Source organism: Pseudoprimorskyibacter insulae (genome assembly GCF_900302505.1).
Lineage (GTDB): Bacteria > Pseudomonadota > Alphaproteobacteria > Rhodobacterales > Rhodobacteraceae > Pseudoprimorskyibacter > Pseudoprimorskyibacter insulae.
The window spans coordinates 1-25,197 of record NZ_OMOJ01000015.1; the positions used below are offsets into that span (position 1 = coordinate 1).

The 25,197-nt window shown below is 59.0% G+C and carries 22 protein-coding genes; 13 read left to right on the plus strand and 9 right to left on the minus strand.

The window, feature by feature from the left end; all coding sequences use genetic code 11:
- Positions 1–186: 186 nt before the first annotated feature.
- Both PRI8871_RS18085 and PRI8871_RS18090 read right to left on the minus strand, forming a co-directional pair.
- Positions 187–1,920 carry a sensor histidine kinase gene (locus PRI8871_RS18085; RefSeq protein ID WP_108887607.1) on the minus strand — a complete coding sequence of 578 codons (1,734 nt, stop codon included), beginning with the start codon at positions 1,918–1,920 and terminating at the stop codon, positions 187–189.
- A gap of 15 nt (positions 1,921–1,935) precedes the next feature.
- Positions 1,936–2,484 (minus strand): heme NO-binding domain-containing protein, encoded by a 549-nt coding sequence (locus tag PRI8871_RS18090; RefSeq protein ID WP_108887608.1) that lies wholly within the window; start codon positions 2,482–2,484, stop codon positions 1,936–1,938.
- 521 nt (positions 2,485–3,005) lie between these two features.
- Here PRI8871_RS18090 and PRI8871_RS18095 point away from each other — a divergent pair.
- The 9 genes from PRI8871_RS18095 to PRI8871_RS18130 are packed head-to-tail and all read left to right on the plus strand — an operon-like array spanning position 3,006 to position 13,179.
- On the plus strand, positions 3,006–4,139 hold the full coding sequence (locus PRI8871_RS18095; RefSeq protein ID WP_281258648.1) for a PP2C family protein-serine/threonine phosphatase: 1,134 nt from the start codon (positions 3,006–3,008) through the stop codon (positions 4,137–4,139).
- A 26-nt stretch (positions 4,140–4,165) separates the two neighbouring features.
- A complete protein-coding gene (locus PRI8871_RS18100) occupies positions 4,166–4,480 on the plus strand; it encodes an STAS domain-containing protein (RefSeq protein ID WP_370742184.1) in 315 nt (104 codons plus the stop codon).
- Positions 4,481–4,497: 17 nt separating this feature from the next.
- A complete protein-coding gene (locus PRI8871_RS18105; protein WP_108887611.1) occupies positions 4,498–4,914 on the plus strand; it encodes an ATP-binding protein in 417 nt (138 codons plus the stop codon).
- Complete coding sequence (locus PRI8871_RS19720) at positions 4,907–5,062, plus strand: hypothetical protein (RefSeq protein WP_181389525.1); 156 nt, start codon at positions 4,907–4,909, stop codon at positions 5,060–5,062. Before PRI8871_RS18105 ends, PRI8871_RS19720 begins: the two co-directional genes overlap by 8 nt.
- Positions 5,063–5,065: 3 nt before the next feature.
- Complete coding sequence (locus PRI8871_RS18110) at positions 5,066–6,655, plus strand: DUF3131 domain-containing protein (protein WP_108887612.1); 1,590 nt, start codon at positions 5,066–5,068, stop codon at positions 6,653–6,655.
- Entirely contained in the window at positions 6,652–7,803 is a 1,152-nt protein-coding gene (locus PRI8871_RS18115) for an acyltransferase (RefSeq protein WP_108887613.1), read from the plus strand. Before PRI8871_RS18110 ends, PRI8871_RS18115 begins: the two co-directional genes overlap by 4 nt.
- A gap of 2 nt (positions 7,804–7,805) precedes the next feature.
- Positions 7,806–9,632 (plus strand): glycosyltransferase, encoded by a 1,827-nt coding sequence (locus tag PRI8871_RS18120; RefSeq protein ID WP_108887614.1) that lies wholly within the window; start codon positions 7,806–7,808, stop codon positions 9,630–9,632.
- Positions 9,629–10,975: a DUF3131 domain-containing protein gene (locus PRI8871_RS18125; RefSeq protein ID WP_108887615.1), complete on the plus strand. Its 1,347-nt coding sequence runs from the start codon at positions 9,629–9,631 to the stop codon at positions 10,973–10,975. Before PRI8871_RS18120 ends, PRI8871_RS18125 begins: the two co-directional genes overlap by 4 nt.
- On the plus strand, positions 10,972–13,179 hold the full coding sequence (locus tag PRI8871_RS18130) for a peptidoglycan-binding domain-containing protein (protein WP_108887616.1): 2,208 nt from the start codon (positions 10,972–10,974) through the stop codon (positions 13,177–13,179). Before PRI8871_RS18125 ends, PRI8871_RS18130 begins: the two co-directional genes overlap by 4 nt.
- Positions 13,180–13,254: 75 nt before the next feature.
- Here the strand turns inward: PRI8871_RS18130 and galU are convergent, their stop codons facing one another.
- On the minus strand, positions 13,255–14,175 hold the full coding sequence (gene galU / locus PRI8871_RS18135) for a UTP--glucose-1-phosphate uridylyltransferase GalU (protein ID WP_108887617.1): 921 nt from the start codon (positions 14,173–14,175) through the stop codon (positions 13,255–13,257).
- 440 nt (positions 14,176–14,615) lie between these two features.
- On the opposite strand from galU, the gene PRI8871_RS18140 reads away from it, so the two are divergent.
- A complete protein-coding gene (locus PRI8871_RS18140; RefSeq protein ID WP_108887618.1) occupies positions 14,616–15,695 on the plus strand; it encodes a 2'-deoxycytidine 5'-triphosphate deaminase in 1,080 nt (359 codons plus the stop codon).
- On the opposite strand, the gene PRI8871_RS18145 is transcribed toward PRI8871_RS18140, so the two are convergent.
- The 5 genes from PRI8871_RS18145 to PRI8871_RS18165 form a co-directional block, all read right to left on the minus strand.
- Positions 15,692–15,913: a hypothetical protein gene (locus PRI8871_RS18145; protein WP_108887619.1), complete on the minus strand. Its 222-nt coding sequence runs from the start codon at positions 15,911–15,913 to the stop codon at positions 15,692–15,694. The genes PRI8871_RS18140 and PRI8871_RS18145 overlap by 4 nt on opposite strands.
- Before the next feature lie 110 nt (positions 15,914–16,023).
- Positions 16,024–16,809: an FAD binding domain-containing protein gene (locus PRI8871_RS18150; protein WP_108887620.1), complete on the minus strand. Its 786-nt coding sequence runs from the start codon at positions 16,807–16,809 to the stop codon at positions 16,024–16,026.
- A gap of 93 nt (positions 16,810–16,902) precedes the next feature.
- On the minus strand, positions 16,903–19,272 hold the full coding sequence (locus PRI8871_RS18155) for a xanthine dehydrogenase family protein molybdopterin-binding subunit (RefSeq protein WP_108887621.1): 2,370 nt from the start codon (positions 19,270–19,272) through the stop codon (positions 16,903–16,905).
- A 124-nt stretch (positions 19,273–19,396) separates the two neighbouring features.
- Positions 19,397–19,882 (minus strand): (2Fe-2S)-binding protein, encoded by a 486-nt coding sequence (locus tag PRI8871_RS18160; protein WP_108887622.1) that lies wholly within the window; start codon positions 19,880–19,882, stop codon positions 19,397–19,399.
- Positions 19,883–19,945: 63 nt separating this feature from the next.
- Positions 19,946–20,464, minus strand: coding sequence for an SRPBCC family protein (locus PRI8871_RS18165; RefSeq protein ID WP_108887623.1), 519 nt, complete (start codon positions 20,462–20,464; stop codon positions 19,946–19,948).
- A gap of 227 nt (positions 20,465–20,691) precedes the next feature.
- Between PRI8871_RS18165 and PRI8871_RS18170 the strand changes: the two genes are divergently transcribed.
- The 3 genes from PRI8871_RS18170 to PRI8871_RS18180 all read left to right on the plus strand — a co-directional run bounded on the left by PRI8871_RS18170 (position 20,692) and on the right by PRI8871_RS18180 (position 24,832).
- A complete protein-coding gene (locus PRI8871_RS18170) occupies positions 20,692–21,405 on the plus strand; it encodes a response regulator (RefSeq protein ID WP_108887624.1) in 714 nt (237 codons plus the stop codon).
- An 87-nt stretch (positions 21,406–21,492) separates the two neighbouring features.
- Entirely contained in the window at positions 21,493–22,614 is a 1,122-nt protein-coding gene (locus PRI8871_RS18175; protein WP_108887653.1) for an FIST N-terminal domain-containing protein, read from the plus strand.
- Positions 22,615–22,618: 4 nt separating this feature from the next.
- Positions 22,619–24,832, plus strand: a complete 2,214-nt coding sequence (locus PRI8871_RS18180) for a hybrid sensor histidine kinase/response regulator (RefSeq protein ID WP_108887625.1) — start codon at positions 22,619–22,621, stop codon at positions 24,830–24,832.
- Here PRI8871_RS18180 and PRI8871_RS18185 read toward each other — a convergent pair.
- Positions 24,827–25,111, minus strand: coding sequence for a hypothetical protein (locus PRI8871_RS18185; protein ID WP_108887626.1), 285 nt, complete (start codon positions 25,109–25,111; stop codon positions 24,827–24,829). The genes PRI8871_RS18180 and PRI8871_RS18185 overlap by 6 nt on opposite strands.
- Between the last annotated feature and the right edge of the window lie 86 nt (positions 25,112–25,197).

Below are 25,197 nucleotides of genomic sequence, written 5' to 3' on the forward strand. Positions count from 1 at the left end.
CGCAATCGCCCGCCCCGCTGCGCGAAATGAAAGCTCCGCGCGTCGGGCGATTGCTCAACCTGCGCCGATCGGCGTAAACACCAACCGGACTCCGGTCGCGGCTGGATGAAAGTTCAGTGGCAGGTCACCGGAAACAGTCATGGTCTGTACGGCGTCACACCTGCCCCAAGTTTAAGACCTGCGCCGTTACACCTTCATGAAATCATGGATCTGGCGTAGGCTGAGACCAATTCCGGCCAGCAAGATCGCAAGTTGGCTTGCGTCCAGTTCTTGGATGCCGGTTTCGATCCGCCTCGCCTGATCTGCGACCTCATCAAAGCCGACGATCCTGGATGAGCCTACCAGCGAATGCGCGTCATTGCTGCACTGATCCAGATCGCCCTTGTCATAGCTGGTTTGAATACGATCCACGATGCCAAGGGCATCCAAGACATAATCATCCACAAGCTCACAAAGCTCGTCGACGCTCATGGACATCAAATGGCTTTTGATTGCCTCGGCGGAGAGCAACTTGCTGAGCCGACTTTCCGCGCCTTCGTCATTGGCTGGGCTTGCGCCTTCAAGTGTGTTGCCGTTCGCTTGGGCGCCCAGCCCGATGATCGTACTGATTTCGCTTTCGAGCGTGTCATATTGCACCGGTTTGGTCAGCACCTTTGCCGCGCCAAGGGTCATGGCATCTTCGCGGATCACCGGGATTTCATGTGCGGTCAGAAAGACGATGGGCGGCAGTTGATCGGCTTGCCAGTCCTTGCGAAGGCGGCGCACCGCTTCCAAGCCGTCAACCTCGGGCATGGCCACATCCATCAGCAACAGATCGTATTTGTGCGGCTTGAATTTCTTGAGGGCGACCGCGCCATCTTCGGCCAAGTCCACTTTTACGCCCATCCGTTTCAGAAAGGTCACCAGCAACTTTTGGTTGATCGCATTGTCTTCGGCCAACAGGATGCGCAGACCTTCGATAGGCCGCCCGCCCTGCGTCGGGCTGGTCGCTTTGGGCGCGACCATGGAATGGATGGTGCGCACAGGAATTTCGAACCAGAACACCGAGCCCTTGCCGAATTCGGTGTCGACCCCGATTTGCCCCTTCAAGCCTTCGATGATCCGGCGAGAGATGGCCAAACCAAGCCCAGTGCCTTGCGCCGCAGCGGTCAGGGAGTTGGGAACCTGCGAAAAGTCCTGAAACAGATCCTTGATCCGGTGTTCTTCGACGCCGACTCCAAAATCCTCGACCTCTACGCGCAGAGTTTCCTGCCCGATGTCCCCTGAGGCGCGGGCGCGAATGATCACGGGGCCGTTGTGGGAATAGCGGATCGCGTTGGTCACAAAATTCGAAATGACCTGCCGAATGCGCGTTGCATCGCCGAAAAACCGCTTTGGCACCGATGTGTCAACTGACGACAAAAAGTGACGCTCGGCCATTCTGCTATCTGCACGCGCCACGCTGCCAACGCTTTCGAGCAAAGCGCGAAGGTCGACCTCGTCTTCCTCAAACGCGAAAACCCCGGCCTCCATCTTGGAGAAATCCAGAACATCGTTCACGATCCGCGACAGGGCCAGACCAGATGCCTTGGCGTTGCGTAGCAATTCCTGCTTGGACCGGCTTTCTTCGTCCATGGCCAATAGATCAATCATGCCCAAAAGCCCGCCAAGCGGGGTGCGGATTTCATGGTTCATCGTGGCAAAGAACCGCGACTTGATCGCTGCGTCTTTCTCGGCCTTTTTCAGGGCTGCATGAAGTTCAGCCGTGCGATCCTGAACCGCATGCTCCAGCTGAGAAGCATGTTTGTTCAACGCTTCATTGGCCAGATAAAGCGCACGGCTTTTTTCTTCGAGCAAATGCTCGGCATGTTCACGCGCGGCGCGTTCCTGTTCATAGCGACTGCGGGAAACCGTGTCTGATTTTTCGGGGGTCTGGCTCATTGAACGCGCGACAACTCAAGTCTGGTTTTCAAGGGAGATCAGGAACTTGGTCGATTGCGGGGCATCGGGCACCGCACTGGCTGCAATGCTTGCTTTCTGGTCGTAGATTTCAAGACACCCCTCAATCAGCCCTTTGCAGAATGGGGCCAAGGGACGCGGCGAGGTGTAGACCAGTTCCAGCTGTTCCCCGCCAATGCGCTGCGTCGAAAACGAGGGCAGTTCCGCCTCGGGGTAGAGTTTGCGAACTTCCACATGGATTTCGCCCTCAATCGCCTCAAGGATATCAAAGGCCGAGTGCTTGTCTTCGAAGAAAACGCCGTAGCGTTTGGTGAAGAAGGTCATCATCCAATGCCCGAACAGGCGTTGCAGTTCGTTTGGGGCGATGCCCGAATGATCGCTGAACGCAGTCACCAAGGTGACCAATTCCTTGCACGAATAGGTGCCGACAGACGTATAGGCACCGCGGCTTTCCAGCTCTGCCGAATCCAGGATGCGATCCACGGTTTCTTCGCCGAAATTGGCTTCGGCCATTTCCAAAAGTTCCAAGAAAATCGAGCCTTTCACAGCGGCTATCCTTTACACCTATGGTGGAAAAAACGTGTTAGCGGAAACATGAAAACCTCTTAGGTTCACCCAATTTGCTTTCCGCTCGTCCCCTTCCCTGTCACCAATTTGTAACGGTCGTCAAACCCAGATTTTGCGCCGGAAACTCCAAGAAGTCGAAAGATAAAATCGAATAAATTCTAGCGCTTATGAAAAGACGCGTTTTCAGATCGGCCTTCCGTAATGACACCTCACGTCAACTATCTTTCGCCCACGAGATCCATACTTAGGGCCATCTTACACGATGGGGATCAAACAATTAGATCGGAATATATCCATAGGTTGTGGACACGCCAAACGTGTGCAAACCGCACTGTCCGGCCTCACGAACATGCAAAAAAGGACGCCGCCCGAGCCTCGACTCTGATGATGATACAAGAACAAATCAAAGCTGCGCAAAAAATCGAAAACGCCCCGATGCGGTGTTGCGTCTGAAAGTCATTGCGGCAGAAGATCACTCTGTCTAACGAAAACACCTGTGTATTCAAGTCAACCGGCTTGGGTATGAGGCAATCCCTGCGGAGAACGGTCAAGAAGCGCTTGACCTGATTGCTTCAACCGGCGCGCAAATCGTTTTGTGCGACATGAATATGCCAATCATGTCGGGCACGGAAATGACTCAAGAAATCCGTAGCCGCCTTCATGAAGAATACATCCATATCATAATGATTTCAGGGAACTGGAACGCGACCAGTCGGCAACGGGCGCTGGATGTCGGGGCTGATGATTTCATCGAAAAAGGCCCGGACAATGCGATGATGCAAACCAAGCTGCGCACCGCATCGCGGCTTGTTCACCACCAGTCCATGATGGCGCAAAAGAACCATGCTTTGAACCTTGCGCAAAAGCAGATCGCCAATGACATGGCGATCGCGAAAATCGCGCAGCGGCGCCTATTGGAAAGCGTGACGTCAATTGACACGTTGCCCGATTGCGACTGCAATGTGCATTCAGTCTTTGTGCCTTCTGCCAGCGTGTCGGGCGATATGTTCGGCGTGTTCAAGGTGTCCGAAGATCTGATCGGGTTTTACTTGTTGGACGTGTCGGGCCATGGGGTTCATGCCGCGCTGATGTCGGTGGCGGTCGGGCATCTGATCACACCCGAATATTTCCGTAAGAAAGCCACACTCCCGGACGGGGCACACGACCCTGCGGGATTGGTGAAGGCCCTGAACGATCGTTTCTACCACGAAGACAGTGACGACTATTTCACCATGTTTTGTGCCATTGCCAACGTTCAGTCCGGGCAGATGACGTTTTGCCAGGCCGGGAACCCGTCGCCTTTGGTGCGGGATAACAAGGGCAATGTGTCAACGCTCGGAGAAGGCGGGTTTCCTGTGGCCATGCTGCTAGACGCTGAGTTCACTAATGAAACCTACCATTTCGAACCAGGCAGCGCGATCTGCCTGTTCTCGGACGCCGCGATTGAGGCCGACAACGAACAAAACGAACAATTCGGGGCGGACCGCCTGCGGGCAAGTATTTCGGAGTTTTCTGAAGGCGACCTATCACAGCTACCACAGTTTTTCGTTGAACGACTCCAAACGTGGCGCAACCGGCGCGACTTTGATGACGACTTAACAATCGTAGTTCTTGAAAGGGCTGCACTGACATAATCCATACGACCCAGTTTCCCAACCAAATCGTAGCCGTTCGACCCGGATCTGACCGTCTGACGGCTGTGAACTCTCCGAGTTTCAAATCAGAGACCTGCGCCCTGTTCGAGGGTCCGATCTCGACCATGATCATCGATTTCTCCGGCGTGTCGTTCATCGACTCGTCAGGGCTTGGCGCATTGGTCGGGATCATGAAACGCGCCGGTATCAAAGGCGAGGTCGTCGTGTGCGGCTTGGAAGAGGCAATCGCCTACAGCTTTCAGATCACGCGTATGGACAAAGTCTTTAAGGTTTTTCCAAACATGGATGCTGCGGTGCAGACTTTGAGTGAGCGGCCGTGAGTTCAAAATGCTATCGCATGCAAGGAACTATGGAAGCCGTGGACAACATGGTTGTCTCGCTAGCGCGGGACGCGATGCTGCAACTGGATGCCGGAACCGCCATGCGGTTCGAACTGGCAAATGCAGAAGTGCTGACAAACATCGTCAAACATGCCCTGAGGGGCGGCGATGAAAACGCGGTCGTGGATATTGTCGTGACCAGTTCCGAACGGGGCGTCGTGTTTGAAGCCTATGACCCAGAAGGCGTTCTACCCTTCGATCCGCGCGACAATCAGATCGATCTGAACAAAGTTGATTTCAATTCTGAATCCGGTCGCGGGATTGGCATCCTTTTAGAATGTGCAGATGAGATCGATTACGGCGAGGTCAATGGACGCAACCGGCTTTCGAACTGTTTCTGGAACCCGGAACTACAGAAAGACACGGATGAATAAGCTATCGAAGGCAGCTTTGCTGTCTGTGTTCATTGCCGCCAACGGTTTGGTGCCGGGGATCGCGGCTGCGCAATCCGAAAATGCAGGTGACAAACCCGCATCCAATGTGCCTGCATCTTTGGACAACACGACGATGACTCTGCCTTAAAATGTGACCGGCATCACGGTGACGTCCAAAGGCCCGGTTTCGCTGTCTTTCAAAATATCCGAACAAACGGTCGACGGTGAATGCCGCCGGACGCCCCCATCGTCGAACGAGCCGCATTTTGGCCGCAACGGTGCACTGACCGAACATGAAATGGACATGGCAAAAACGGCCTGGACCTATTTCGAAAAGTTCTATCAGCCCGACACGGGCCTTGTGAACGCGGTGGGATCCTTCCCGTCGACAACCATGTGGGACACCGCGTCGTACATGAGCGCGCTTCTGGCGGCCTATGAGCTGTGCATCATCGACAAGCGGACCTTCGACACACGTTCGACCCAGTTGTTCCGCACGCTGCGCAACCTTGTTTTGTTCAACAAGGAAGCCCCGAACAAGGTGTATCACACCAAGACCGCCGAAAAGGTGAGCTACGCCAACAAACCCGGCGATATCGGCTATTCGGCCCTGGACCTTGGGCGGATGTTGGTCTGGCTGAAGGCCTACAAGGAACGCTACCCCTATCTGGCCAACTCGGTCGATGCGATCCCGCTGCGCTGGGATTTCTGCAATATCATCCGCGACGACGGGAGCCTGAACGGCTCGCTGGTGACCAAGGAAGGCAACCCGCGCTATTTGCAGGAAGGCCGATTGGGCTATGAAGAATACGCCGCCAAGGGCTTTGCCCTATGGGGGTTTGACGTGCCCGGAGCGCTTGATCCGCGTCCCTTGGAATACACCACCATCTACGATGTGCAGGTGCCCTATGACGGGCGCGACCCGCGGGTGTTCCACAACCAGAACTACGTTCTGACCGAAGGCTACATCCTTGATGGGCTCGAAATGGGCTGGGATATGCCCTATGACAAGTCCAACGATGGCATGGTCGCCAGCCACGGCTGGCGCGCCGAATTTGCCAACCGGATTTACCTTGTCCAGCAGCGCCGTTTTGAGCAGACCGGGATGATCACGGCCCGTTCCGAACACCAAGTCGATGGCAAGCCGTTCTTCGTCTACGATTCCATCTTCGCCGATGGCTATGCCTGGAACACGCTGGACCCGACGCAGACCTATCAGCCTGACCGTGCCGCCGTTGCTGCCAAAGCCGCGCTTGGCCTCTGGGCGCTGTGGGACACGCCCTATACCGACCTTCTGTATGATACCGTGGCCGACCTGCGCGACCCCGAGCGCGGCTTCTATGAGGGCCTTTATGAAAACGGCAACGGCTTTATCCCGCTGCAAACCGCCAACAACAACGGCGTTATTCTGGCGGCCCTGCTGTACAAAGTGCAGGGGCCGGTTCTGCAACGGCTGAACAACAATACGATGGTTTGGGACACCTCGTTTGCGAATAAGAATATCCGCAACAACAAGTGCCACCCCAAATCCATGCGCAAAGAAGTCACCTGCTGCAATTGCGCTGACTTGCCTGATTACGAACCGCCCGTCACCGCCGATCAGTTCAAATTCTGCCGCCCGGTCTTTGGCGGCCCAGATATCGGCGCAGTCGATTGCTCGACCGAAGAGCACAATCTCGCGGCGCCGAAACCGGAGCTGTACCTGCCCCGTCAATGCACGAGCCCGTCAGGGAAGTTATGACACAAAACTCAAAACCTAGACTCGTCTGGTTCGACGCCAACCGCGTCTGTGCCGCCTTCGGTGTTGTCCTGATCCATTCGACAACCGACTTTGGAGGCCAGCCGTTCAAGGACTTCACCGAGGGCGAACGGATCTTCCCTGTTGCCCTGCGGTCAATCGCGGAATTTTCCGGGTCCGAGATGTTCTTCCTGTTCTCGCTGTTCCTGATGGCGATGCGGGTGAACAAAAAGATGCCGTCCTATTCGACCGCAATCGCACAACAGGCCGAACGCCTGCTGGTGCCCTTTGCCTTTTGGACAGTGTTCTATGCCTTTTTCCGGTTGGTAAAGGCCGATGCCTTTGGCTATGCGCCGTACATTCTGAACCAGCTGACCGACGTCAATCAATGGGTGTCATATTTCGTGCTGGGCCGGTCCCAGTACCATATGCACTTCTTGCCGACGCTGTTCGCGTTGTTCATGTTCTATCCGGTGATGCGGCTTGCCACACGCTATCCTTTGCTGGGCCTGACAGTTTTCGCGACGCTGGGGGCGATGAACTCGGCCCAGGGGTATATCTGGTCGCTGGATCTGGATCCGCTGCTGCGTGAATATGTGATCCGCCTGATCAAGATCTTCGGCTATGTCGGCTATGGGTTTGCGGCCTTTGCGATCTATGGGCTTTGGAACGACGGCATTCCGCGCGGGGAATCCAAGCTGATCCGCAAGGGCAGTTTCTACTTTGCCGCCATGGCCTATATCGCCACCCTGCCCTTCTATGGCGCCTCCATCGTCAGCGGGTCATGGGGCTATCGGTCAGGCTGGGATTTCTACGGCCACTTCTTGATGCCGATCTTCATGATGCTGATCTTCCTTGGCGGGCAATATCGCGATTGGTCGCCGATCTGGTCCAAGCTGGCGCGCTATACCTTCGGCGTCTACCTGCTGCACCCGATGGTGATCGACCTTTACGACATCGCCGTTGTCAAAAGCGGTCTGAGCAAGATGATGGACCCCGCGTTGATCGTCACCTCGCGCTATGTCATCGCGCTTCCCTTGGCCTTTGCCACCGCCGTTGCCCTGTCGCGGATCAAGCTTGTCGCTTGGACCATTGGCCTTGGCCCGACCCCGTGGAACTGGCGGAAACCTGCCGGAAAGGCAGGATCGTAACCATGGCTGACAATATCGAACAATTCGAACACCGCCGCCCGCCGCCGCCCCTGCCCTATTCGATGACGCGGGAAAGCCTCTGGCAGTTTCTGGCCGTCCTCGTGCTGGTGCTTGGGGGCTGGTATATCTGGTGGCGCTGGACGCATTCGCTGAACCATGACGCGATATGGTTTTCGCTGGCGTTGGTGATTGCGGAAACCTGTTCTTTCATCGGGCTGATCCTTTACATGTTCAACCTCTGGCGCGATCAGGAACCGACCATCCCGACGGCCCCCGCAACGATTGGCGATGTGGACCCGAACCAACCGGACCCCGACCGCCAGATCATCGTTGACGTGATGTTCGCCACCTATAACGAAGACCCCGATCTGGTGCGCCTTGGCTTGATCGACGCCAAGAAGATGACCTACCCGCATCCGATCGACATTCGTGTGCACGTGCTGGACGATGGGCGCCGCCCCGAGATGAAAGCCGTCTGCGACCAAGAGGGCGTGAACTATATCTCGCGCACCACGAACGAAGGGTTCAAGGCCGGCAACCTGCGCAACGCGCGTGAGCAGACCTCGGGCGATTTCATCGTCATTTGCGATGCCGACACACGCCCCTTCCCGACGCTGGTCGAACACACGCTTGGTCACTTCAGCGATCCCAAGATGGCTTGGGTGCAGACCCCGCAATGGTTCTATGACCTGCCCGAGGGCGAGCCGCTGCACAAAGCGCTGACGCGCCGCTTTGGCGAAAAGTTTGGCCTTTGGGGGCAGAAGCTGGAAAAGGTCGTGGGGCCAATTCAGGTTGGGGACGATCCCTTCGTGAACGACCCCAAGATGTTCTATGACGTGATCCTGCGCCGCCGGAACTGGGCCAACGCGTCCTTCTGTTGCGGCGCTGGCTCTATTCACCGCCGCGAAGCCGTGATGGAAGCCGCGCTGCGCAGCTTTGCCGCCAATGTCGACAAACGCGTGCATGAAATCGAAGAAAATTACACCATCTCGACCAAGGAACGAACGATTGATCCGGCGCTGATGGACGTCTTCCGCGCCGACGCTGCCACGGCCGAGGTTCTGACCCCCTACCGCTTCCATGTGTCCGAGGACATCTATACCTCCATCGTGCTGCATTCGGACAAGGAACGCGGCTGGAAATCGGTTCTGCATCCCTATGTCGAAAGCAAGATGCTGTCGCCGCAGGATTTGCTGACCTGGACGATCCAGCGGTTTAAATATGCGGGCGGTAGCCTTGATATCATGGTGAACGACAACCCGTTGTTTCGCCCAGGCCTGTCGTTAAGCCAGCGCTTGATGTACGGTATGACCTTCTTTTCGTACCTCGCGCCCCTTTGGAACGTGGTCTTTCTGCTGGCACCGGCCTTCTATCTGTTCACCGGCATTGCCCCGGTCAGCGCCTATTCGTCGGACTTCTTCCTGCACATCATCCCGTTTCTCATCACGCTTGAACTGGCGATGATGGTCGGGTCGTGGGGGATATCTGGCTATACGTCCAAGGCCAGCTACCTGTCGTTCTTCCCCGTCGGCCTGAAAGCCATCTGGACTGTGGCACGCGGCAAGAAAATCTCGTTCCCGGTGACGCCCAAAGTGCGCCAGACCGGCAACTTCCTACCACTGGTGCGCCCGCAGATCGCCGTCGTTGCCCTGACCGCCCTTGGCGCCGTCTGGGGCATCGGCGCGCTGCTGATTGGCGGCACTGATCACAATGTCTCGGGCGTTGTCACCAACGTCCTTTGGGGCCTGAACAATTGCATTGCCATGGCCGGCATCATCGCCGCCGCCATGTGGCAACCTCCTGCTGATGAAGAGGAAATTGAGAAATGAGCTTTCGTGAGGGACTCATCAAAGCGCGAAGCCACATCGTCTTTGTGGTGGCCCTGCTGTGCGGGCTCGGCCTTGTCATCTTCCTTGAAAATCTGACAAACGCTCCGGGTGTTCAAGACGCCGAAAAAGAAGAGCAGTTCCAGAAGGAGCGTGACATGATGGCACCGTTTGAGGCACTGACCCCGGTGCCCTTGGCTGAACCGCGCGCCGCAACCGCAGACGAGCTGGAATACGCCAAGATCGCTTGGCGCTATTTCGAGAACAACACAAACCCCGACACCGGTCTGTGCAACTCAGCCGACAAATACCCATCGACCACGATGTGGGAAACCGGATCCTACATCATCGCGACGATTTCGGCCGAACGTCTGGGGATCATCACCTCGGACGATGCAAAGGGCCGTCTGACCAAAGTCATCACCGCCCTGACGGCGCAGCGCTTGGTCGAGGACGCCTTCCCGAACAAAGCCTATGACACCCGCTCAAACGAGGTGGTGGACTATGCCAACAAACCGGTCGAACTGGGCATCGGTTGGTCGGCGCTGGATATGGCCCGGATCATCGGCACGCTGGATCTGGTTCAGCTCTATCACCCCGAAATGGCCCCCCAAGTGCGCAATCTGATGGGCCGTTGGCCGCTGAACCGTCTGGTCCGCGATGGCGAGCTGATGGGCGGGAACCTTGCCGATGGCGCGTTCCGCGTCGATCAGGAAGGTCGCGTCGGCTATGAACAATATGCCGCCAAGGCGATGATGCTGTTCGGCTTTGATATGTACAGGTCCTATGACGCGTCCGCGAACCTGATGGTCAAAGAGGTCCAAGGCGTCCCGATCCCGGTCGACAACCGTCTGCACCGCAATATCACGCCCGCCTTTGCCACCTCAGAGCCATATCTGTTCGACGGGGTGGAGTTCGGCTTCGATGCACGGTCTCACCGCTTTGCCAGCGCGCTATTTATGGCGCAGGAAGCGCGGTACAATGAGACCGGCATTCTGACGGCAGTCACCGAAACCCACGTCAAGGGCGCGCCGTACTTCGTCTATTCGACGATCTGGGGCGGCGGTGCCGATTGGGCGGTCATGAGCTTCCCCGGCGAGCGGTTTGACAGCAAGCGGACCATGGCGACCAAGGCCGCCTTTGCCTGGAATGCCCTGTTCGCGACGGAATACACGCAGAAGCTTCGCGATGCGATCATCCCGCATGTCGAGACCGAGCGCGGCTTCCCCGAGGGCCTGTATGAAAGCGGCCAGCCCAACGCCTCGGTTACGGCCAATACCAACGCGCTGGTTCTGGCCTCAATTTCGTACACGGTCTTTGGCCCGCTCCACCGTGTGGGCAAATGAAACGGGCGGCGGCCTTTCTAAGCTGCGCCTTTGCCGGGCTGGTTGGCCCGGCATGGGCCACCCCTTGCGTCACAGAATCCTTTGACGAACCGCTGCCCGGCTCTCAGGGGATGGCCTACAATCAGGCCGATGTGCCCACCGCCCTGTTCCCGGCCTTCTGGCAAACTGGCTGGGTGAACGGGTTCTATTATGAGCTATACCCGAACGGCTATGCCCTGCTGGCCTCGGGTCAGTCGCAGGCCGCTTGGAAGATCGAAGTTATTTGCAACTTCGAAGACAGGGTTTGCAGCACCACCGAAGACGGGTTCTTACCAAAGGATGCGCCTGACACCGCTGCCATGCTGGGGGCGTGCCTGCTGGGGGATAAAATCGCCGAGGCTGCCCCGGCAAAGCCTGTTTACAAACCCTTCTCGATGCCCGTGAACCTCGACCCGTCGAGGAGCTTCGACCGAGAAGACCCGCCCCCAACCGCGGCTGAAGCCGCAAGCGCTGAGGATGCGACGGAAGGCGATCCAGAAAAGGCAACGGACGAGGCCGAAGAAAATACCGCAGAGAGCGAAAGCCCCCCAGCAGACAGCCCAGATCTTGACGCGCTTAAAAAAGCCGTTTCGACCATTCCGATGACCCCGGACGCAGGGTTGCGAGCTGGCGTTAAGGCCAACCTACCCAGAACAATCGTGCACGGCGCGCTACCCGATTATCCGCAAGGCGAGAGTGGCAAAACAACGGTTACGGCCACGCAGCTACCGATGATGCCCGCCAAGGCACCCGGAGCCGAAACCACCATGGCCGAACTGGATGCCATGCTGCATTTAAATGATGACGAGATCGAGGTCGGCAACGGCTTGATCATCGACATCGACCAACGGGCCAATACCGCACGGGCGATGGCTCTTCCGGCAGAAGACGTCCTTGAGGCGCAAAAACAGCTGGCCACCGCCAAAGCCGACACCACGATGGCAGCAGATGGCGTCATCGCAGACATTGACCGGCAGGCGAATTCAGCCCGCGCCTTGGCGCAGCATCCGCCCAAGTCGACGCTAGGATTTGAGGATGACTGGGTCAGCGGCGAAGAGACCCGGAAGATCGCGCAGCTGAAGGCCCCTGAGGCCGGTCATTTGATCGTCGACATCGTCAAACCTTACAAACCTGCTCCCGAACCCGTCGCCCAAGCGCAGCCAGCCCCAGCCAAGCCAGCAGCATCAGTCACCTCCGTCGCGCCGCTGGCCCGACCGGCGGCAACGGTTGCCACCGCCCTCGCCGCCCCGCAGTTCATCACCACAGCCCCGCAGGCCGTAGCGCCTGCAACCGTCGTGATCCAGCCCAGCACCGCGCCGCTGGCCCGACCGGCGGCAACAGTTGTCACCGCGCCCGCAGCCCCACAGTTGGTCACCGCAGCCCCTGCGCAAGCGGTCGTTGTCAAACCGAGCCAGACCGACGCGCGCCCCCCTTACCGAGCAGCCGAGCAGTCCCCGTGGCCCCCCGGACCGGTCATTCGCCTGAGCGACCTGCTTTTGGCACTTGAAAACAGGCCCGCCCCAAAAGCATCGGCCAAGGTTGTCGCAACTGACCCGTCACCAGCCGTCCAAATCGCCCAATCCGCGCCGCAGCAGCCCCTGAGACTGGTTGCGCCAGCGCAGGACCGTGTGTTTGTTCTGCGCAACGACACCGTGCCCCAGCCGCGGGTCAAACGTGCGTTGTGCGGCCTCGCGGCGCAACCCGAAGGCCCGGACGTTCTGACGTTGCAACGGTTGTTGGTCGCGGCGGGGGAAAACCCCGGCGTTCTGGATGGCATTCTTGGCCGCCGAACGGTATTGGCCTATCGCAAGATCTGGACGGATCAGCGCGGCCGCCTTGACGTCAAAGACGCGATCCAAAAGCTGGACGCCTATCTTTGCGCCACCCAAACAACCGAGCCGGGGCCCGTCAGACCTACGGCTTCCAACGTTCAAACGGTTCGGATTGTGCCCGCTCCCCAAACAACGCGGACAGCTTCAGTGGCACAGATCGAGGCCCCGTCTTCTACGGCCAACTTGCGCGACGCCGCGCCCGTAACGCAAACGATCATGGTTCAACCGGCACAGCCAGTTGTAGCCTTGCCAGCCCGAGCCGATGAGGGCGAATGCGTGATGACGGTAAACATCCAACGCGGCCAGCATCAGATCTATACCATGACGCAAACCGTCGCCTGCCCCGAGCAGTAAGACATAAAAAATGGCAGGCTGATCGGCCTGCCATTTTCCTTTTTGCGCCTGCCCATCAAAGGCAAGTTCTGACGATCAATTCTTGAGTTTCTCGGCCAGTTTCCTGGCTTCGGGGTGCGAACTAGCCGCCAGAACGCCCTTCAGCGCTTCTACGAACGGGCCGGCAATTTCCTGACGTTCCAAAGCCATGGCCACGTTCGCCGCAAGGAAACCGATCTTGTCACCGCAGTCATAGGTCGCGCCGTCAAACATCATGCCGTAGAACTTCTGACGGTCCATCAGGCGGATCATGGCGTCGGTTAGCTGAATCTCGCCGCCAGCGCCGGGCTTTTGCTGATCGATCTCGGCAAAGATTTCCGGCTGAAGGATATACCGGCCCGAGATGATCTTGTTCGACGGAGCCTCTTCACGCTTGGGCTTTTCGACCATGCGGTCGATCTCAAAGGTGTTGCCCCAATTCTCGCCCGGCGACAGGATGCCGTAGCGATGCACGGTGTCCCACGTCACCTCTTCCGAGGCCACGATGTTTGAGCCGTGCTTTTCATAGACATCCATCATCTGGCGCAGGCAACCCGGCTGCGAATGCATCACCATGTCCGGCAGCAGCAAGGCAAAGGGATCATTCCCAACGATATTGCGTGCACACAGAACGGCATGGCCCAGCCCCAGCGGCTCTTGCTGGCGGGTAAAGCTGGTTTGGCCAGCTTTCGGCAGGTCTGCATCCAGAATGCTCAGTTCGACCGATTTGCCACGCAGTTTCAGCGTCGTTTCCAGTTCGAACTGACGGTCAAAATGGTCTTCGATGACCCCTTTGTTGCGCCCGGTCACGAAAATGAAATGCTCGATCCCGGCTTCGCGCGCTTCATCAACCGCCAGCTGGATCACAGGCCGGTCAACGACTGTTAGCATTTCTTTCGGGATTGCTTTGGTGGCCGGAAGAAACCGCGTTCCCAAGCCAGCAACGGGAAATACGGCTTTCTTGATCGGTCGGTGCATTGATGGTCCTCTCGCAATTGGAGCGTTGGGGTTTTGTTAGAACTTTGAGTAATTTCCCGACCAACTGCGGCCCATCCTAAAATCTGACCTTTCGTCAAAAGTGTTCGGAAAGCCAAATCAGGTGGTGGCCAGCTTCGGTGTGCCACCGATCCAGCCCCGACACCTTTTGCCCCTGCGAAATCTGCGCGAACCATGACGGTTTTCGCCTCGTCCCCCGCGCTCGGCCAAGGAAATATAACGATTGAACCCCATCCATCTTCAAGTTAAACCCGACGGCAACGGACACGCACCTGCACTTTGCTTTTTTCAGCGTCCGTGGGATGCGGCAAAATCGGGCCAACGCACTGAAACCATTGAACAATGATTTCGCGTAACCTGACCAAAAAGACCCGCTCACGGCCTTTCGCCAGGGCGGGTTTCGTGCATTTGGAGGGACGATCATGAGCGGTGTACTACCAAGTCAGACAATCGAGACGATGATTGCCAATGGTCAGTTGCGCGCGGCCTCTCCGATCATCCCCGAACAGATCCAGCCTGCCAGCCTTGATTTGCGTCTTGGCACCGTGGCTTACCGCGTCCGCGCCTCGTTTCTGGCGGGCCGTGGCCGCACCGTTGCCGAACGGCTGGAAGAATTTGAGATGCACCGCGTCGACCTTAGCAATGGGGCCGTGCTGGAAAAGGGCTGTGTCTATCTTGTCCCGCTGATGGAAGAACTGGCCCTGTCGCCCGATGTCAGCGCTGTGGCCAATGCCAAAAGCTCTACCGGGCGTGTTGATCTTCTGACCCGGACAATCATTGATGGCGGCACCGAATTTGACCGGATTCCAATGGGATATCGCGGCCCCCTCTATGCCGAGATTTGCCCGCGCTCGTTCTCGGTGCTGGTGCGCCCCGGTATGCGCCTCAATCAGATCCGGTTCCGTGATGGTCAGGCGGTTCTGAGCGATTATGAACTGGCCAACCTGCATCGCAACCAAACGCTGGTGACCGGCGGTAAGGCGGTGATTGACGAAGGTCTGGGCTTTTCCGTCGATCTGCGTCCCGAACGCGGCGATCTGGTCGGTTATCGCGCCAAGCCGCATACCCCGGTGATCGATCTGGATAAGATCGGCCATTACGAGATCGCTGATTTCTGGGAAGAACTGCGCACCACCAAGGGTCAGATCATTCTGGACCCCGATGCGTTCTATATTTTAGTCAGCCGCGAAGCCGTGCACATCCCGCCGCTGTTTGCCGCTGAAATGGCCCCCTATCTGGCGATGGTGGGCGAATTCCGAGTGCACTATGCCGGGTTCTTTGACCCCGGCTTTGGCCATGCCCGGCTGGGCGGGCGCGGCGCGCGCGGCGTGCTAGAGGTGCGCTGCCATGAGGCGCCGTTTGTGCTGGAACACGGGCAGATCGTAGGCCGTTTGGTCTATGAACGCATGGCGAAAGAACCCAGCCGCCTTTACGGGCGCGAGATTGCGTCCAACTATCAGGGCCAGGGTCTGAAGCTGTCAAAGCACTTCAAATCCGCTTAGAACCGTCCGATCTTTCGGGCCATGCGCATGGCCGATTTGCTTTGACGCATCGCGGTTTTTGCTGATTTCGCGCGCCTGCGGGCCTCGGCCTCATCCACTGGGGCGTCACGGTTGCCGCTGCGGCGGGCCATGGCATTGATGCCTGCGTCCACACCGCGCCCCACAAGCCGCCCGATGACCTGCCGCATAATCAGCCGTATGATTTGGTCTGCATTCATCTGTCGATCTCCTTGGGCGGTTGGCTAACACCGGAAGCTGGCGACAGTGTGGCAACAAAAAAGGCCCCCGGCAGTGCCGGAGGCCTTTTTGTCATTCAAGCCCGATCAGATCAGCCAGCCGCGGCCACGGCGCGTTTGGTCAGAACGGCCACCAGATGCGCGCGGTAGGCGCCGGTGCCGTGCAGATCGCTGATCATGCCATCGGCCGAAACGCTCAGACCGTCCAGAGCGCCCGCCGAGAAGTTGCCCGACAGGGCCGCTTCGGCTTCGGTCCAACGGAACACGCCTTCTTCGGACGCGCCGGTTACAGCCACGCGCACGCCATCGGCGTATTTGGCCACGAACACACCCACCAGCGCAAAACGCGACGCGGGCTGTTCGAACTTGATGTAAGCGGCCTTTTCCGGCACCGGGAACTTGACGGCGGTGATGATCTCACCCTCGTCCAGCGCGGTGGTGAACATGCCTTGGAAGTAGTCGTCGGCTGCGATTTCACGCGCGTTGGTCACAACGGTCGCGCCCGAGCCAAGAACAGCCGCCGGATAGCAGGCCGCCGGGTCGTTGTTGGCAACGCTGCCGCCGATGGTGCCACGGTTGCGAACCGCCGGATCACCAATGCCGCCAGCCAAAGCCGCCAGCGCCGGATAGGCCGATGCGCCCGCAGCAACCGCTGCGTGGGTTGTTCCTCCGCCAACGGTGACCGTGCCGCCATCCGCGGAAACGCCCTTGGTTTCCGCGATGCCCGACAGGCTTACCAGTTTCGACGGCGACGCCAGACGCTGTTTCAGCGTCGGGATTAGCGTCTGACCGCCCGACAGGGCCTGCGCGTCTTCGTCTTTCAGCGCCGCCACAGCTTCGGCCACAGTCGTCGGCCGCTCGATGTCAAATGCGTACATTCTCGTTTCCTCCCTAAGTCAGCATACCACTGTATTTTCTGACTAGAAATAACTTCGGGAACCTGGGGGGCATGTCGCCCCCCAGCCTCACACTTAGCTGTTCATCGCTTCCCAGACGCGCGACGGCGATACCGGCATGTCGATATGAGCGACTTTGTGGCCTGCCGAATTCAGGGCGTCCAGCACTGCGTTGACAACCGTCGGCGGCGAGCCGATGGCACCAGCCTCGCCGCAGCCCTTCACACCCAGCGGGTTGTGCGTGCAAGGCGTCTGGCACGAATGGTCAACGGTGTAATTCGCCATATGCGGCAGGTCCGACGCGCGCGGCATTGCGTAGTCCATGTAGGACGCGCTCAGCAGCTGGCCGTTTTCGTCATAGGCACAGTTTTCAAGCAGCGCCTGACCGATGCCTTGGGCGATACCGCCATGCACCTGACCTTCTACGATCATCGGGTTCACCACGTTGCCGAAGTCATCCGCCGAGACGAACTTTTCGATGGTGACCTTGCCGGTGTCCGGGTCAACCTCAACCTCGCAAGCATAGGCGCCTGCGGGATAGGTGAAGTTGGCCGGATCGTAGAACGCGGTCTCTTCGAGACCCGGTTCGATGTCTTCCAGCGGGTAGTTGTGCGGCACATAGGCGGCAAGGGTCACATCGCCCCAAGCAACCGATTTGTCGGTGCCTGCAACGCTGAACTGACCGTCCTTCAGCTCGATATCCGCTTCCGAGGCTTCCATCAGGTGCGCCGCGATCTTCTTGGCTTTGTTGATGATTTTCTCGGTTGCGCGCACCATGGCCGATCCACAAACCGCGAGGCTGCGCGACCCGTAGGTGCCCATGCCAAACGGGATCTTGGAGCTGTCGCCATGCACGATGTCGATCATCGACTCGTCGATGCCAAGCATTTCGGCAACCACCTGCGGGAACACCGTTTCATGGCCTTGGCCGTGCGAATGTGCCCCCACCATGACCGAAATCGACCCGGTGGCGTTCACGCGAACGGTGGCAGCATCATAAAGACCTGCACGTGCGCCAAGCTGACCCACAAGGTTCGACGGCGCGATGCCGCAAGCCTCGATGAAGCAGTTGATGCCCAGACCGCGCAGTTTGCCCTTGGCTTCCGATGCCGCGCGGCGTGCCGCAAAGCCCGGAATGTCCATCAGCTCTTCCATCTTGTCCATCGTGGCGTTGTAATCGCCCGTGTCATACTCAACCGCAACCGGGGTTGCATAAGGGAACGACGTGATGAAGTTCTGACGGCGCAGTTTGATCGGGTCGACGCCAAGTTCGCGGGCGGCTTTGTCGATCACACGCTCCAGCTGGAAGGTCGCCTCGGGACGGCCTGCGCCGCGATAGGCGTCAACCGGAACAGTGTTGGTGAACACGGCTTTCACGTTCACCTGAACCGCGGGCGTCTTGTAGTTGCCGGCCATCAGCGTGCCATGCAGCCAGGTCGGCGTACACGATGCGAAGGTCGACAGATAGGCACCCATGTTTGCATAGGTGTCTGTGCGCAGCGCGGTGAAGTTGTTGTCTGCATCCAGCGCCAGTTCGATCGTCGACACGTGGTCACGGCCATGCGCGTCGGACATGAACGCCTCAGACCGCGACGAGGTCCATTTGACCGCGCGGTTGATCTTACGGGACGCAAATGTACAGAACGCTTCTTCGGCATAATGGAAGATCTTAGTGCCGAAACCGCCGCCCACATCGGGGGCCACAACGCGCAGTTTATGCTCGGGGATGCCCAGAACAAAGGCCCCCATCAGCAGGCGGATCACGTGCGGGTTCTGCGAGGTGGTGTACAGCGTGCTTTCATCTTTGGCACGGTTGTATTCACCCAGCGCGACGCGCGGTTCCATCGGGTTGGCCACCAGACGGTTGTTGCGCAGCTCCAGTTTGGTGACATGCGCGGCGGCAGCAAAGGCCGCGTCCACGGTCTCGGTGTCGGTGCCGAATTGCCAATCATAGCACAGGTTGTCCGACAGATCGTCGTGCACCTTGGTGGCGCCGGCATTCAGCGCTGCCTTCATGTCAACAACTGCGGGCAGCTCTTCGATGTCCACATCAATGGCTTCGGCCGCGTTGCGCGCCTGTTCCAGCGAGTCGGCAACAACGGCGGCAATCGGGTCGCCCACGTGGCGCACTTTGCCTTGCGCCAGTACCGGGTGTGCCGGCTCTTTCATCGCTTCACCGTGCTTGTCGGTCACCTGCCAGCCGCAGGGCAGACCGCCTACGCCTTCGAAGTCCGCGCCAGTGAAGATGCGCACGACGCCCGGCATGGCCGAAGCCGCCGCGGTGTCGATGCTGTTGATCTTGCCATGCGCCACATCCGAGCGCAGGAAGTAGACATAGGCCTGTCCGTGTACGTTGATATCATCCGTATACTGACCGGCCCCGGTCAGAAAGCGGACGTCTTCGCGCCGCTTCTGGCTTGCGCCAATGCCATGATCCTTCGGCATGTGCAGTCCTCCCTAAGGACGGCGGGCCAAGCCCGCCAATGAGTGCGTTCCAAGGGCGGCAGCCCGCCCCCTCTTCATCTTTCCAATAAATACTCACCCGCACCGGTTGCGGCGGGCGCGGCGCTTATTCGGCTGCGATCGCACCGACGTCCTGGCCCGAGGCGGCCATGATCGCCTTGACGATGTTGTGATAGCCGGTGCAACGGCAGATGTTGCCTTCCAGATGGTGGCGCACTTCTGCTTCGGTCGGCTTGGGGTTCTTCTTCAGAAGATCCTGGGCCGCCATCACCATGCCGGGGGTGCAGAAACCGCACTGCAGGCCATGGTATTCCTGGAACGCCGCCTGAATAACGCCAAGCGAGCCGTCTTCATTGGCCATGCCTTCAATCGTGGTCAGGTCTGCGCCATCTGCCTCTGCGGCGAACATGGTGCAGGACTTCACGACATCGCCATTCAGCGAAACGTTGCAGGCGCCGCACTGGCTGGTGTCGCAGCCAACGTGGGTTCCGGTCAGGTGCAGGTTCTGCCGCAGGAAATCCACCAGCAGAGTGTTGCCCTTTACTTCGCCGCTAACGGTCTTGCCGTTCACGGTCATCGATACGTTTGCCATCAATTTCCTCCCGTCGATGTCACTTGTCTGTTTGACTGGCTGGTTCGGTCAGATTGGGTGCCGTTACGACACGATCTTACGGAACCATCCCTTCTTCTTGCCGTCCTGTCCACTGGCGTCTTCCGCTGCGTCTGCATCCTTGGGGCCCTCTACGGCCTCTTGGAAGTTGACGAAGAACTGATCGGCCATCTTCTTGGCAAAGCCATCAATGATGCGGCTGCCCAGCTGTGCCAGCTTGCCACCGACTTTCGCCTCTACGTCGTAGTGCAGCAAGGTGCCGCCATCGACCGGTTCAAGCCGAACGGTCGCGCCGCCCTTGGCGAAGCCCGCCGCGCCGCCTTTGCCTTCGCCCGAAAGCGTCAGCACATTTGGCGCATCCATATCGGACATGGTCACCTGACCTTTGAAGGTCGCTTTGACCGGGCCGACCTTCTGAACGACGGTCGCCTCAAAACCCTCTTCGGGGCTGCCCGACATCTCGGTGCAGCCCGGCACGCATTGCATGAGCACGTCAGCATTGATCAAAGCCGCCCATACGGTTTCGGGCGCGGCGCTGATCTGTCGGGAATCACTCATCTGCATGGCAATATATCCTTTTCCTGGTTGCAGCTTAGGGCGTAGGCCCGCAGGGTCTATTAGACCAATGGATTACGAGCATGCGCCTCATCAGGGGTTGCGGCAACCCGATTTGCCCCCGATTTGAGCGGGACAATCGTTCACCTAGGGTTGATCGGAAAGTTAGACTTTTGGGGCAATGACCGCATCTGCCCAAAAGGATATGCTGTTTTGACGTAACAAGGATTTCGCGTATGACCGAGCAGGCCGCACTTCAGATCCCTCCGGCAGCCGACCATGTTCTGGTGGTGGATGATCACCCGTTGTTCTGCGACGCGCTGATCCTGACGCTTCGGTCTATCTGGGACTTCCGCACGATCGACACGGCCAGCACGCTGGATCAGGCGCTAGAGCATCTGAAGGGTGGCAGCGGCGTCGGCTTTATCGTGCTCGATCTGAACCTGCCCGATGTGGACGGGCTGGATGGGCTGATGCGCCTGCGCAATGCGGCGAAAGATGCGATTGTTCTTGTGGTGTCCTCGATGGCCGACAACCGGATGATTGCCCGCACGATTCAGGCCGGGGCCAATGGCTTTGTTCCAAAACATTCGCAGCGCACCGTGTTCCGCCAAGCCATCGAACGCGTCGTTGCAGGCGACATCTATCTGCCCGGCGGATATGTCGAACCCGACACGGGCGAAGACCACGCCGGATCAAAGGCCGCGCGGCTGGCTGTGACCCGGCTGGCCTCGCTGACCAATCAACAGGCCCGCATTCTGTCGCTGCTATGCGAAGGGCGACTGAACAAACAAATTGCCTATGATCTGTCGATTGCTGAAACGACGGTAAAGGCCCATGTCACCGCGATTATGCGGAAATTGGGCGTGCATAGCCGAACACAGGCGGTTCTGATCGCGCAAGAGGCCCGGTTCAACAAGGTCTTGCCATTGCCGGACGAGCCGCAGTAACGTCGATCCTTGCCAGGGAGGGAGGAGTTCTTGGAGGTAGATGCGCAACCGGCCGCGCCTGAGGAGACGACGACCGGACCCGCCATCATGACGGCCCAAGTGGCCTCTGACACCCGTAACCCGGTCGCTTCCCTGAAGAAGCAACTGGGCAATACCGTATTCGATCTGGTCTGCATCTTCGCCTCGCCGCGCTGCGACTTTCGCACTTTGGCCCGGCAGGCGTCTGGGCAATTCGGGGATGCCGATGTTCTGGCCTGCACCACAGCGGGCGAAATCGGCAACTTGGGCTATCAGGATGGCCAGATCATTGCGGTCGGGTTTCCGCGCCGATGGTTCAAATCGGCGACCTATGTCATTCCGCGGCTCGACAATCTGAACAGCAAGGCGCTGATGGATGCGATGATCCAATCGCGGTTCCTGATGATGCAGGCCGCGCCCAGCTTTCAGCATGAATTCGCCCTGACCTTGATCGACGGGCTGTCGCTGCAAGAAGAACGCCTGACCGCGCATCTGTCGTCGGGTCTGGGGCCGATGCCCCTGTTTGGCGGATCGTCGGGCGACGGCACAGCCTTCCGCCAGACGCTTTTGGCGCGCAACGGCGAAACCTATGAAAACGCAGCGCTTATCGCCCTCGTGCGCAGCGCCTGCGCGGTAAAAGTGTTCAGCATCGACCACTTCATGCCCTCCGATACACGCATGGTGGTCACCCGCGCCGACCCGGCCCAACGCATTGTCTATGAGATCAACGCCGAACCTGCGGCGGATGAATACGCCCGCCTGCTGGGCCGCGATGCCAGCCAGCTCAATTCCTCGGTCTTTGCGGCGCATCCGGTGCTGGTGCGGCTGGCCGATACCCATCACGCGCGGTCCATCCAGCAGGTCCGACCGAACGGCGCATTGCAGTTCTTTTCGGCCATCGACGAAGGCATGGTCCTGTCTTTGGCCGAACATGATGACATCATCCGCAATCTCGACGACGGGCTGACCAATCTGGCCGCCCCGGTCGCGCCGGAACGGATCATCGGCTGCGATTGTCTGTTCCGCCGCATCGCCGCCGAGGAAACCCAGCAAGGCCGCGCCATGTCCCAAATGCTGACCAAGCACCGGGTCGTGGGCTTTTCGACCTATGGCGAACAGATCGGGTCTTTGCACGTAAATCAAACCTTTACAGGCGTGGCGATCTATCCGCCCTCTTCGTCCAAAGGCTAGGTCCATGATGCTGGTCAATCCAAACGACTCGTTGGAACGGCAGAACGAAAAGCTGCTGCGCATCGCCGAATCCCTGATGCGGCGGGTGGAATACGGCAATTCGACCAGCAATGACGCCTATGCGCATTTCGAACGCTCGGCCCTGCTGGAAAAGATGGTGCAGCAGCGGACGCTGGATTTTGAACGCACGCTGGATCTGCTGCACGAATCCAACAACCAATTGGCCAAAGCGCACCGCGAAACCGAAACCGCACGCCGCAACCTTGCCGATGCGATTGAAACCGTGCGCGAAGGCTTTGCCCTATTCGACCCCGACGACATTCTGGTGATGTGCAATTCGCGCTTTTGCCGGGGGTTTCGCGATACCGTGCCGCGCCTGCGGGCGGGCCTGCCCTTCCGCGAATATGTCGATCTGGTCAGCCGGTCGAAGCATCTGCAATTGCCCGCCGATGACACGCACGCCACGTGGGCCGCCCGCCGCATCCGCCGCCATCAGGACCGGCATGTGATGTTTAACGTCGAAATTGCCGGGGACCGCTGGTTGCAAGTGTCTGAACACCGCACTGCCAACGGTGGCACGGTGATCCTGCAAACCGACGTGACCGAGATTATCCGGCTGGAGCGCCAAGAACGGAACCGGCTGAAGGACAAACAGGCCCGCATGATCCGCGCGACGCTGGATCATCTGGATCAGGGCGTTTGCATTTTCGACGAAAACGCGCGGCTTTTGACGTGGAATGCCAAAATCGGCGATCTGCTGGGCATTCCGACCGTGCACTGGCGGCTTGGGGCGTCGTTCCGGGGGTTACTGGAACAAAGCCTTGATGATCTGGCGTTTTCCCCGGCCTCTGACCGGGCGATGTTCCTTGATTGGAGCGCCGAGACAGGCACGCGCGGGCCGATTTCCTTTGAGATCCGGCGCAATGACCGTCAAACCCTGCGAATCTTCGGGCGCGGCATGCCGGACCTTGGCTTTGTGATGTCCTGCACGGACATGACCGCCGAACGCGAAGCCGCTCGGCAATTGCACGAATTGAACGAAGCGCTGGAACAACGGGTGCTGGAACGCACGCTGGAACTCGAAGACGCGCTGAATGCCGCCGAACGGGCGAACGCGTCGAAATCGCGCTTTGTTGCCGCGGCCAGCCATGACCTGCTGCAGCCCCTGACGGCGGCCAAGCTGTTTGTGTCCTCCTTGACCGACCGGTGCCAAGACGAGGATTCCGCCCGCGTTCTGGCCAAGACCGAAAGCGCGCTGATCAGTGCCGAACAGATCATTGATGCGCTTCTCGACATTTCCAAGCTTGATTCCGACGGGCTGAAATTTGACGTGCGCCCGGTGCCGCTGCGCGATCTGCTGTCCACGTTGCGCGACGAAATGGAGGTTTTGGCCAATCGCAAAGGGCTGGATCTGCGGATCGTGGATACCGGGCTGGTGGTCGAAACCGACCCCGGCTATCTGCGCCGCGTGCTGCAAAACCTGATGGGCAACGCCATTCGATATACCCAATCGGGCCGCGTCCTAGTGGGCGGGCGGCGCGATGGCAAATCCTTGCGGCTTGAGGTGTGGGACACCGGCCCCGGCATCGCCGAAGAGGATCAATCGGCGATTTTCGAAGAATTCCGCCGGCTGGATAAGACCGCCGGGGTGTCCGAAGGTCTGGGCCTTGGCCTTGCGATTGTCGAACGGGCCTGCACGCGCCTTGGTCACCCGCTAGAGCTGCGGTCCATTCCCGGCAAAGGCAGCTGTTTTATGGTCACCGTCCCCATTGCCAGCCGGACCGAGCCAAAACGCCCCGATGTGCCGCGCGACAGCCATGACCTGAGCATCGAAGGATCGCCCTTATTGGTGATGGCAGTGGAAAACGACCCGCCCCTGCGCCGCGCGATTACCATTTTGCTGGAAAGCTGGGGGATCGAAGTGCTGGTCGCGGGCAGCGGCGAAGAAGCGTTGGAACTGCTGGACGATCTGGGCATCGTGCCGGATGCGCTCTTGCTGGATCAGCAGCTTGGCGCGGGCATGACCGGAACCGAACTATATGAGCACCTGACCGCGCAATATGGGCTTCTGCCCTGCTCTATCGCTTCGGCGGACCGGTCGCAGGAATTGCGCGACACCTGTGACCATCTGGGCATTGGGCTGATGCTAAAACCCATCGACCGCCAGCAATTGGCCAGTTTCCTAAGCCAAGCCTCAACGATGCGGCCCAGTTCATAACGTGCCGGGGCAATGGCGCGGCGCGTCGGGACGGCCAATGTGATGCGGATTGCGAATGATGATCCACATCGGCGGATAGCCGGGAGCCTGCGTGCGCCGATAGGTGCAATTGTCGGGCGTGGTGTAGAATTCAGCACCCAAGGCTGGGGCGGCCTGCGCTAGATGCATCGCGCCGGTGTCTTTGATCGGCCAGACCTGACCTGGGCCCCGACCCGGCACCGCAGCGGATGCGGCAGAGGCCGCTGATACTAGGGCGATGGTGGATAGCAATCGTTTCATGGCGGTCTCCTGACTTGTACGGCCAAAGAATGCGCCCCGCCGATGCCCGAAGGCGGGCCGCAAACATGGCAAAGCCGCGACCTTTC

Bases quoted from the DNA above. Each gene is read 5' to 3' on its own strand.
- PRI8871_RS18185 (WP_108887626.1), bottom strand. From the start codon at position 25,111: ATGAAACGATTGCTATCCACCATCGCCCTAGTATCAGCGGCCTCTGCC.
- PRI8871_RS19720 (WP_181389525.1), top strand. From the start codon at position 4,907: ATGAATAAGCTATCGAAGGCAGCTTTGCTGTCTGTGTTCATTGCCGCC.
- PRI8871_RS18145 (WP_108887619.1), bottom strand. From the start codon at position 15,913: ATGAATGCAGACCAAATCATACGGCTGATTATGCGGCAGGTCATCGGG.
- PRI8871_RS18105 (WP_108887611.1), top strand. From the start codon at position 4,498: ATGCAAGGAACTATGGAAGCCGTGGACAACATGGTTGTCTCGCTAGCG.
- PRI8871_RS18125 (WP_108887615.1), top strand. From the start codon at position 9,629: ATGAGCTTTCGTGAGGGACTCATCAAAGCGCGAAGCCACATCGTCTTT.
- PRI8871_RS18160 (WP_108887622.1), bottom strand. From the start codon at position 19,882: ATGGCAAACGTATCGATGACCGTGAACGGCAAGACCGTTAGCGGCGAA.
- PRI8871_RS18170 (WP_108887624.1), top strand. From the start codon at position 20,692: ATGACCGAGCAGGCCGCACTTCAGATCCCTCCGGCAGCCGACCATGTT.
- PRI8871_RS18130 (WP_108887616.1), top strand. From the start codon at position 10,972: ATGAAACGGGCGGCGGCCTTTCTAAGCTGCGCCTTTGCCGGGCTGGTT.
- PRI8871_RS18155 (WP_108887621.1), bottom strand. From the start codon at position 19,272: ATGCCGAAGGATCATGGCATTGGCGCAAGCCAGAAGCGGCGCGAAGAC.
- PRI8871_RS18140 (WP_108887618.1), top strand. From the start codon at position 14,616: ATGAGCGGTGTACTACCAAGTCAGACAATCGAGACGATGATTGCCAAT.
- PRI8871_RS18150 (WP_108887620.1), bottom strand. From the start codon at position 16,809: ATGTACGCATTTGACATCGAGCGGCCGACGACTGTGGCCGAAGCTGTG.
- galU (WP_108887617.1), bottom strand. From the start codon at position 14,175: ATGCACCGACCGATCAAGAAAGCCGTATTTCCCGTTGCTGGCTTGGGA.
- PRI8871_RS18115 (WP_108887613.1), top strand. From the start codon at position 6,652: ATGACACAAAACTCAAAACCTAGACTCGTCTGGTTCGACGCCAACCGC.
- PRI8871_RS18165 (WP_108887623.1), bottom strand. From the start codon at position 20,464: ATGCAGATGAGTGATTCCCGACAGATCAGCGCCGCGCCCGAAACCGTA.
- PRI8871_RS18120 (WP_108887614.1), top strand. From the start codon at position 7,806: ATGGCTGACAATATCGAACAATTCGAACACCGCCGCCCGCCGCCGCCC.
- PRI8871_RS18175 (WP_108887653.1), top strand. From the start codon at position 21,493: ATGACGGCCCAAGTGGCCTCTGACACCCGTAACCCGGTCGCTTCCCTG.
- PRI8871_RS18180 (WP_108887625.1), top strand. From the start codon at position 22,619: ATGATGCTGGTCAATCCAAACGACTCGTTGGAACGGCAGAACGAAAAG.
- PRI8871_RS18085 (WP_108887607.1), bottom strand. From the start codon at position 1,920: ATGAGCCAGACCCCCGAAAAATCAGACACGGTTTCCCGCAGTCGCTAT.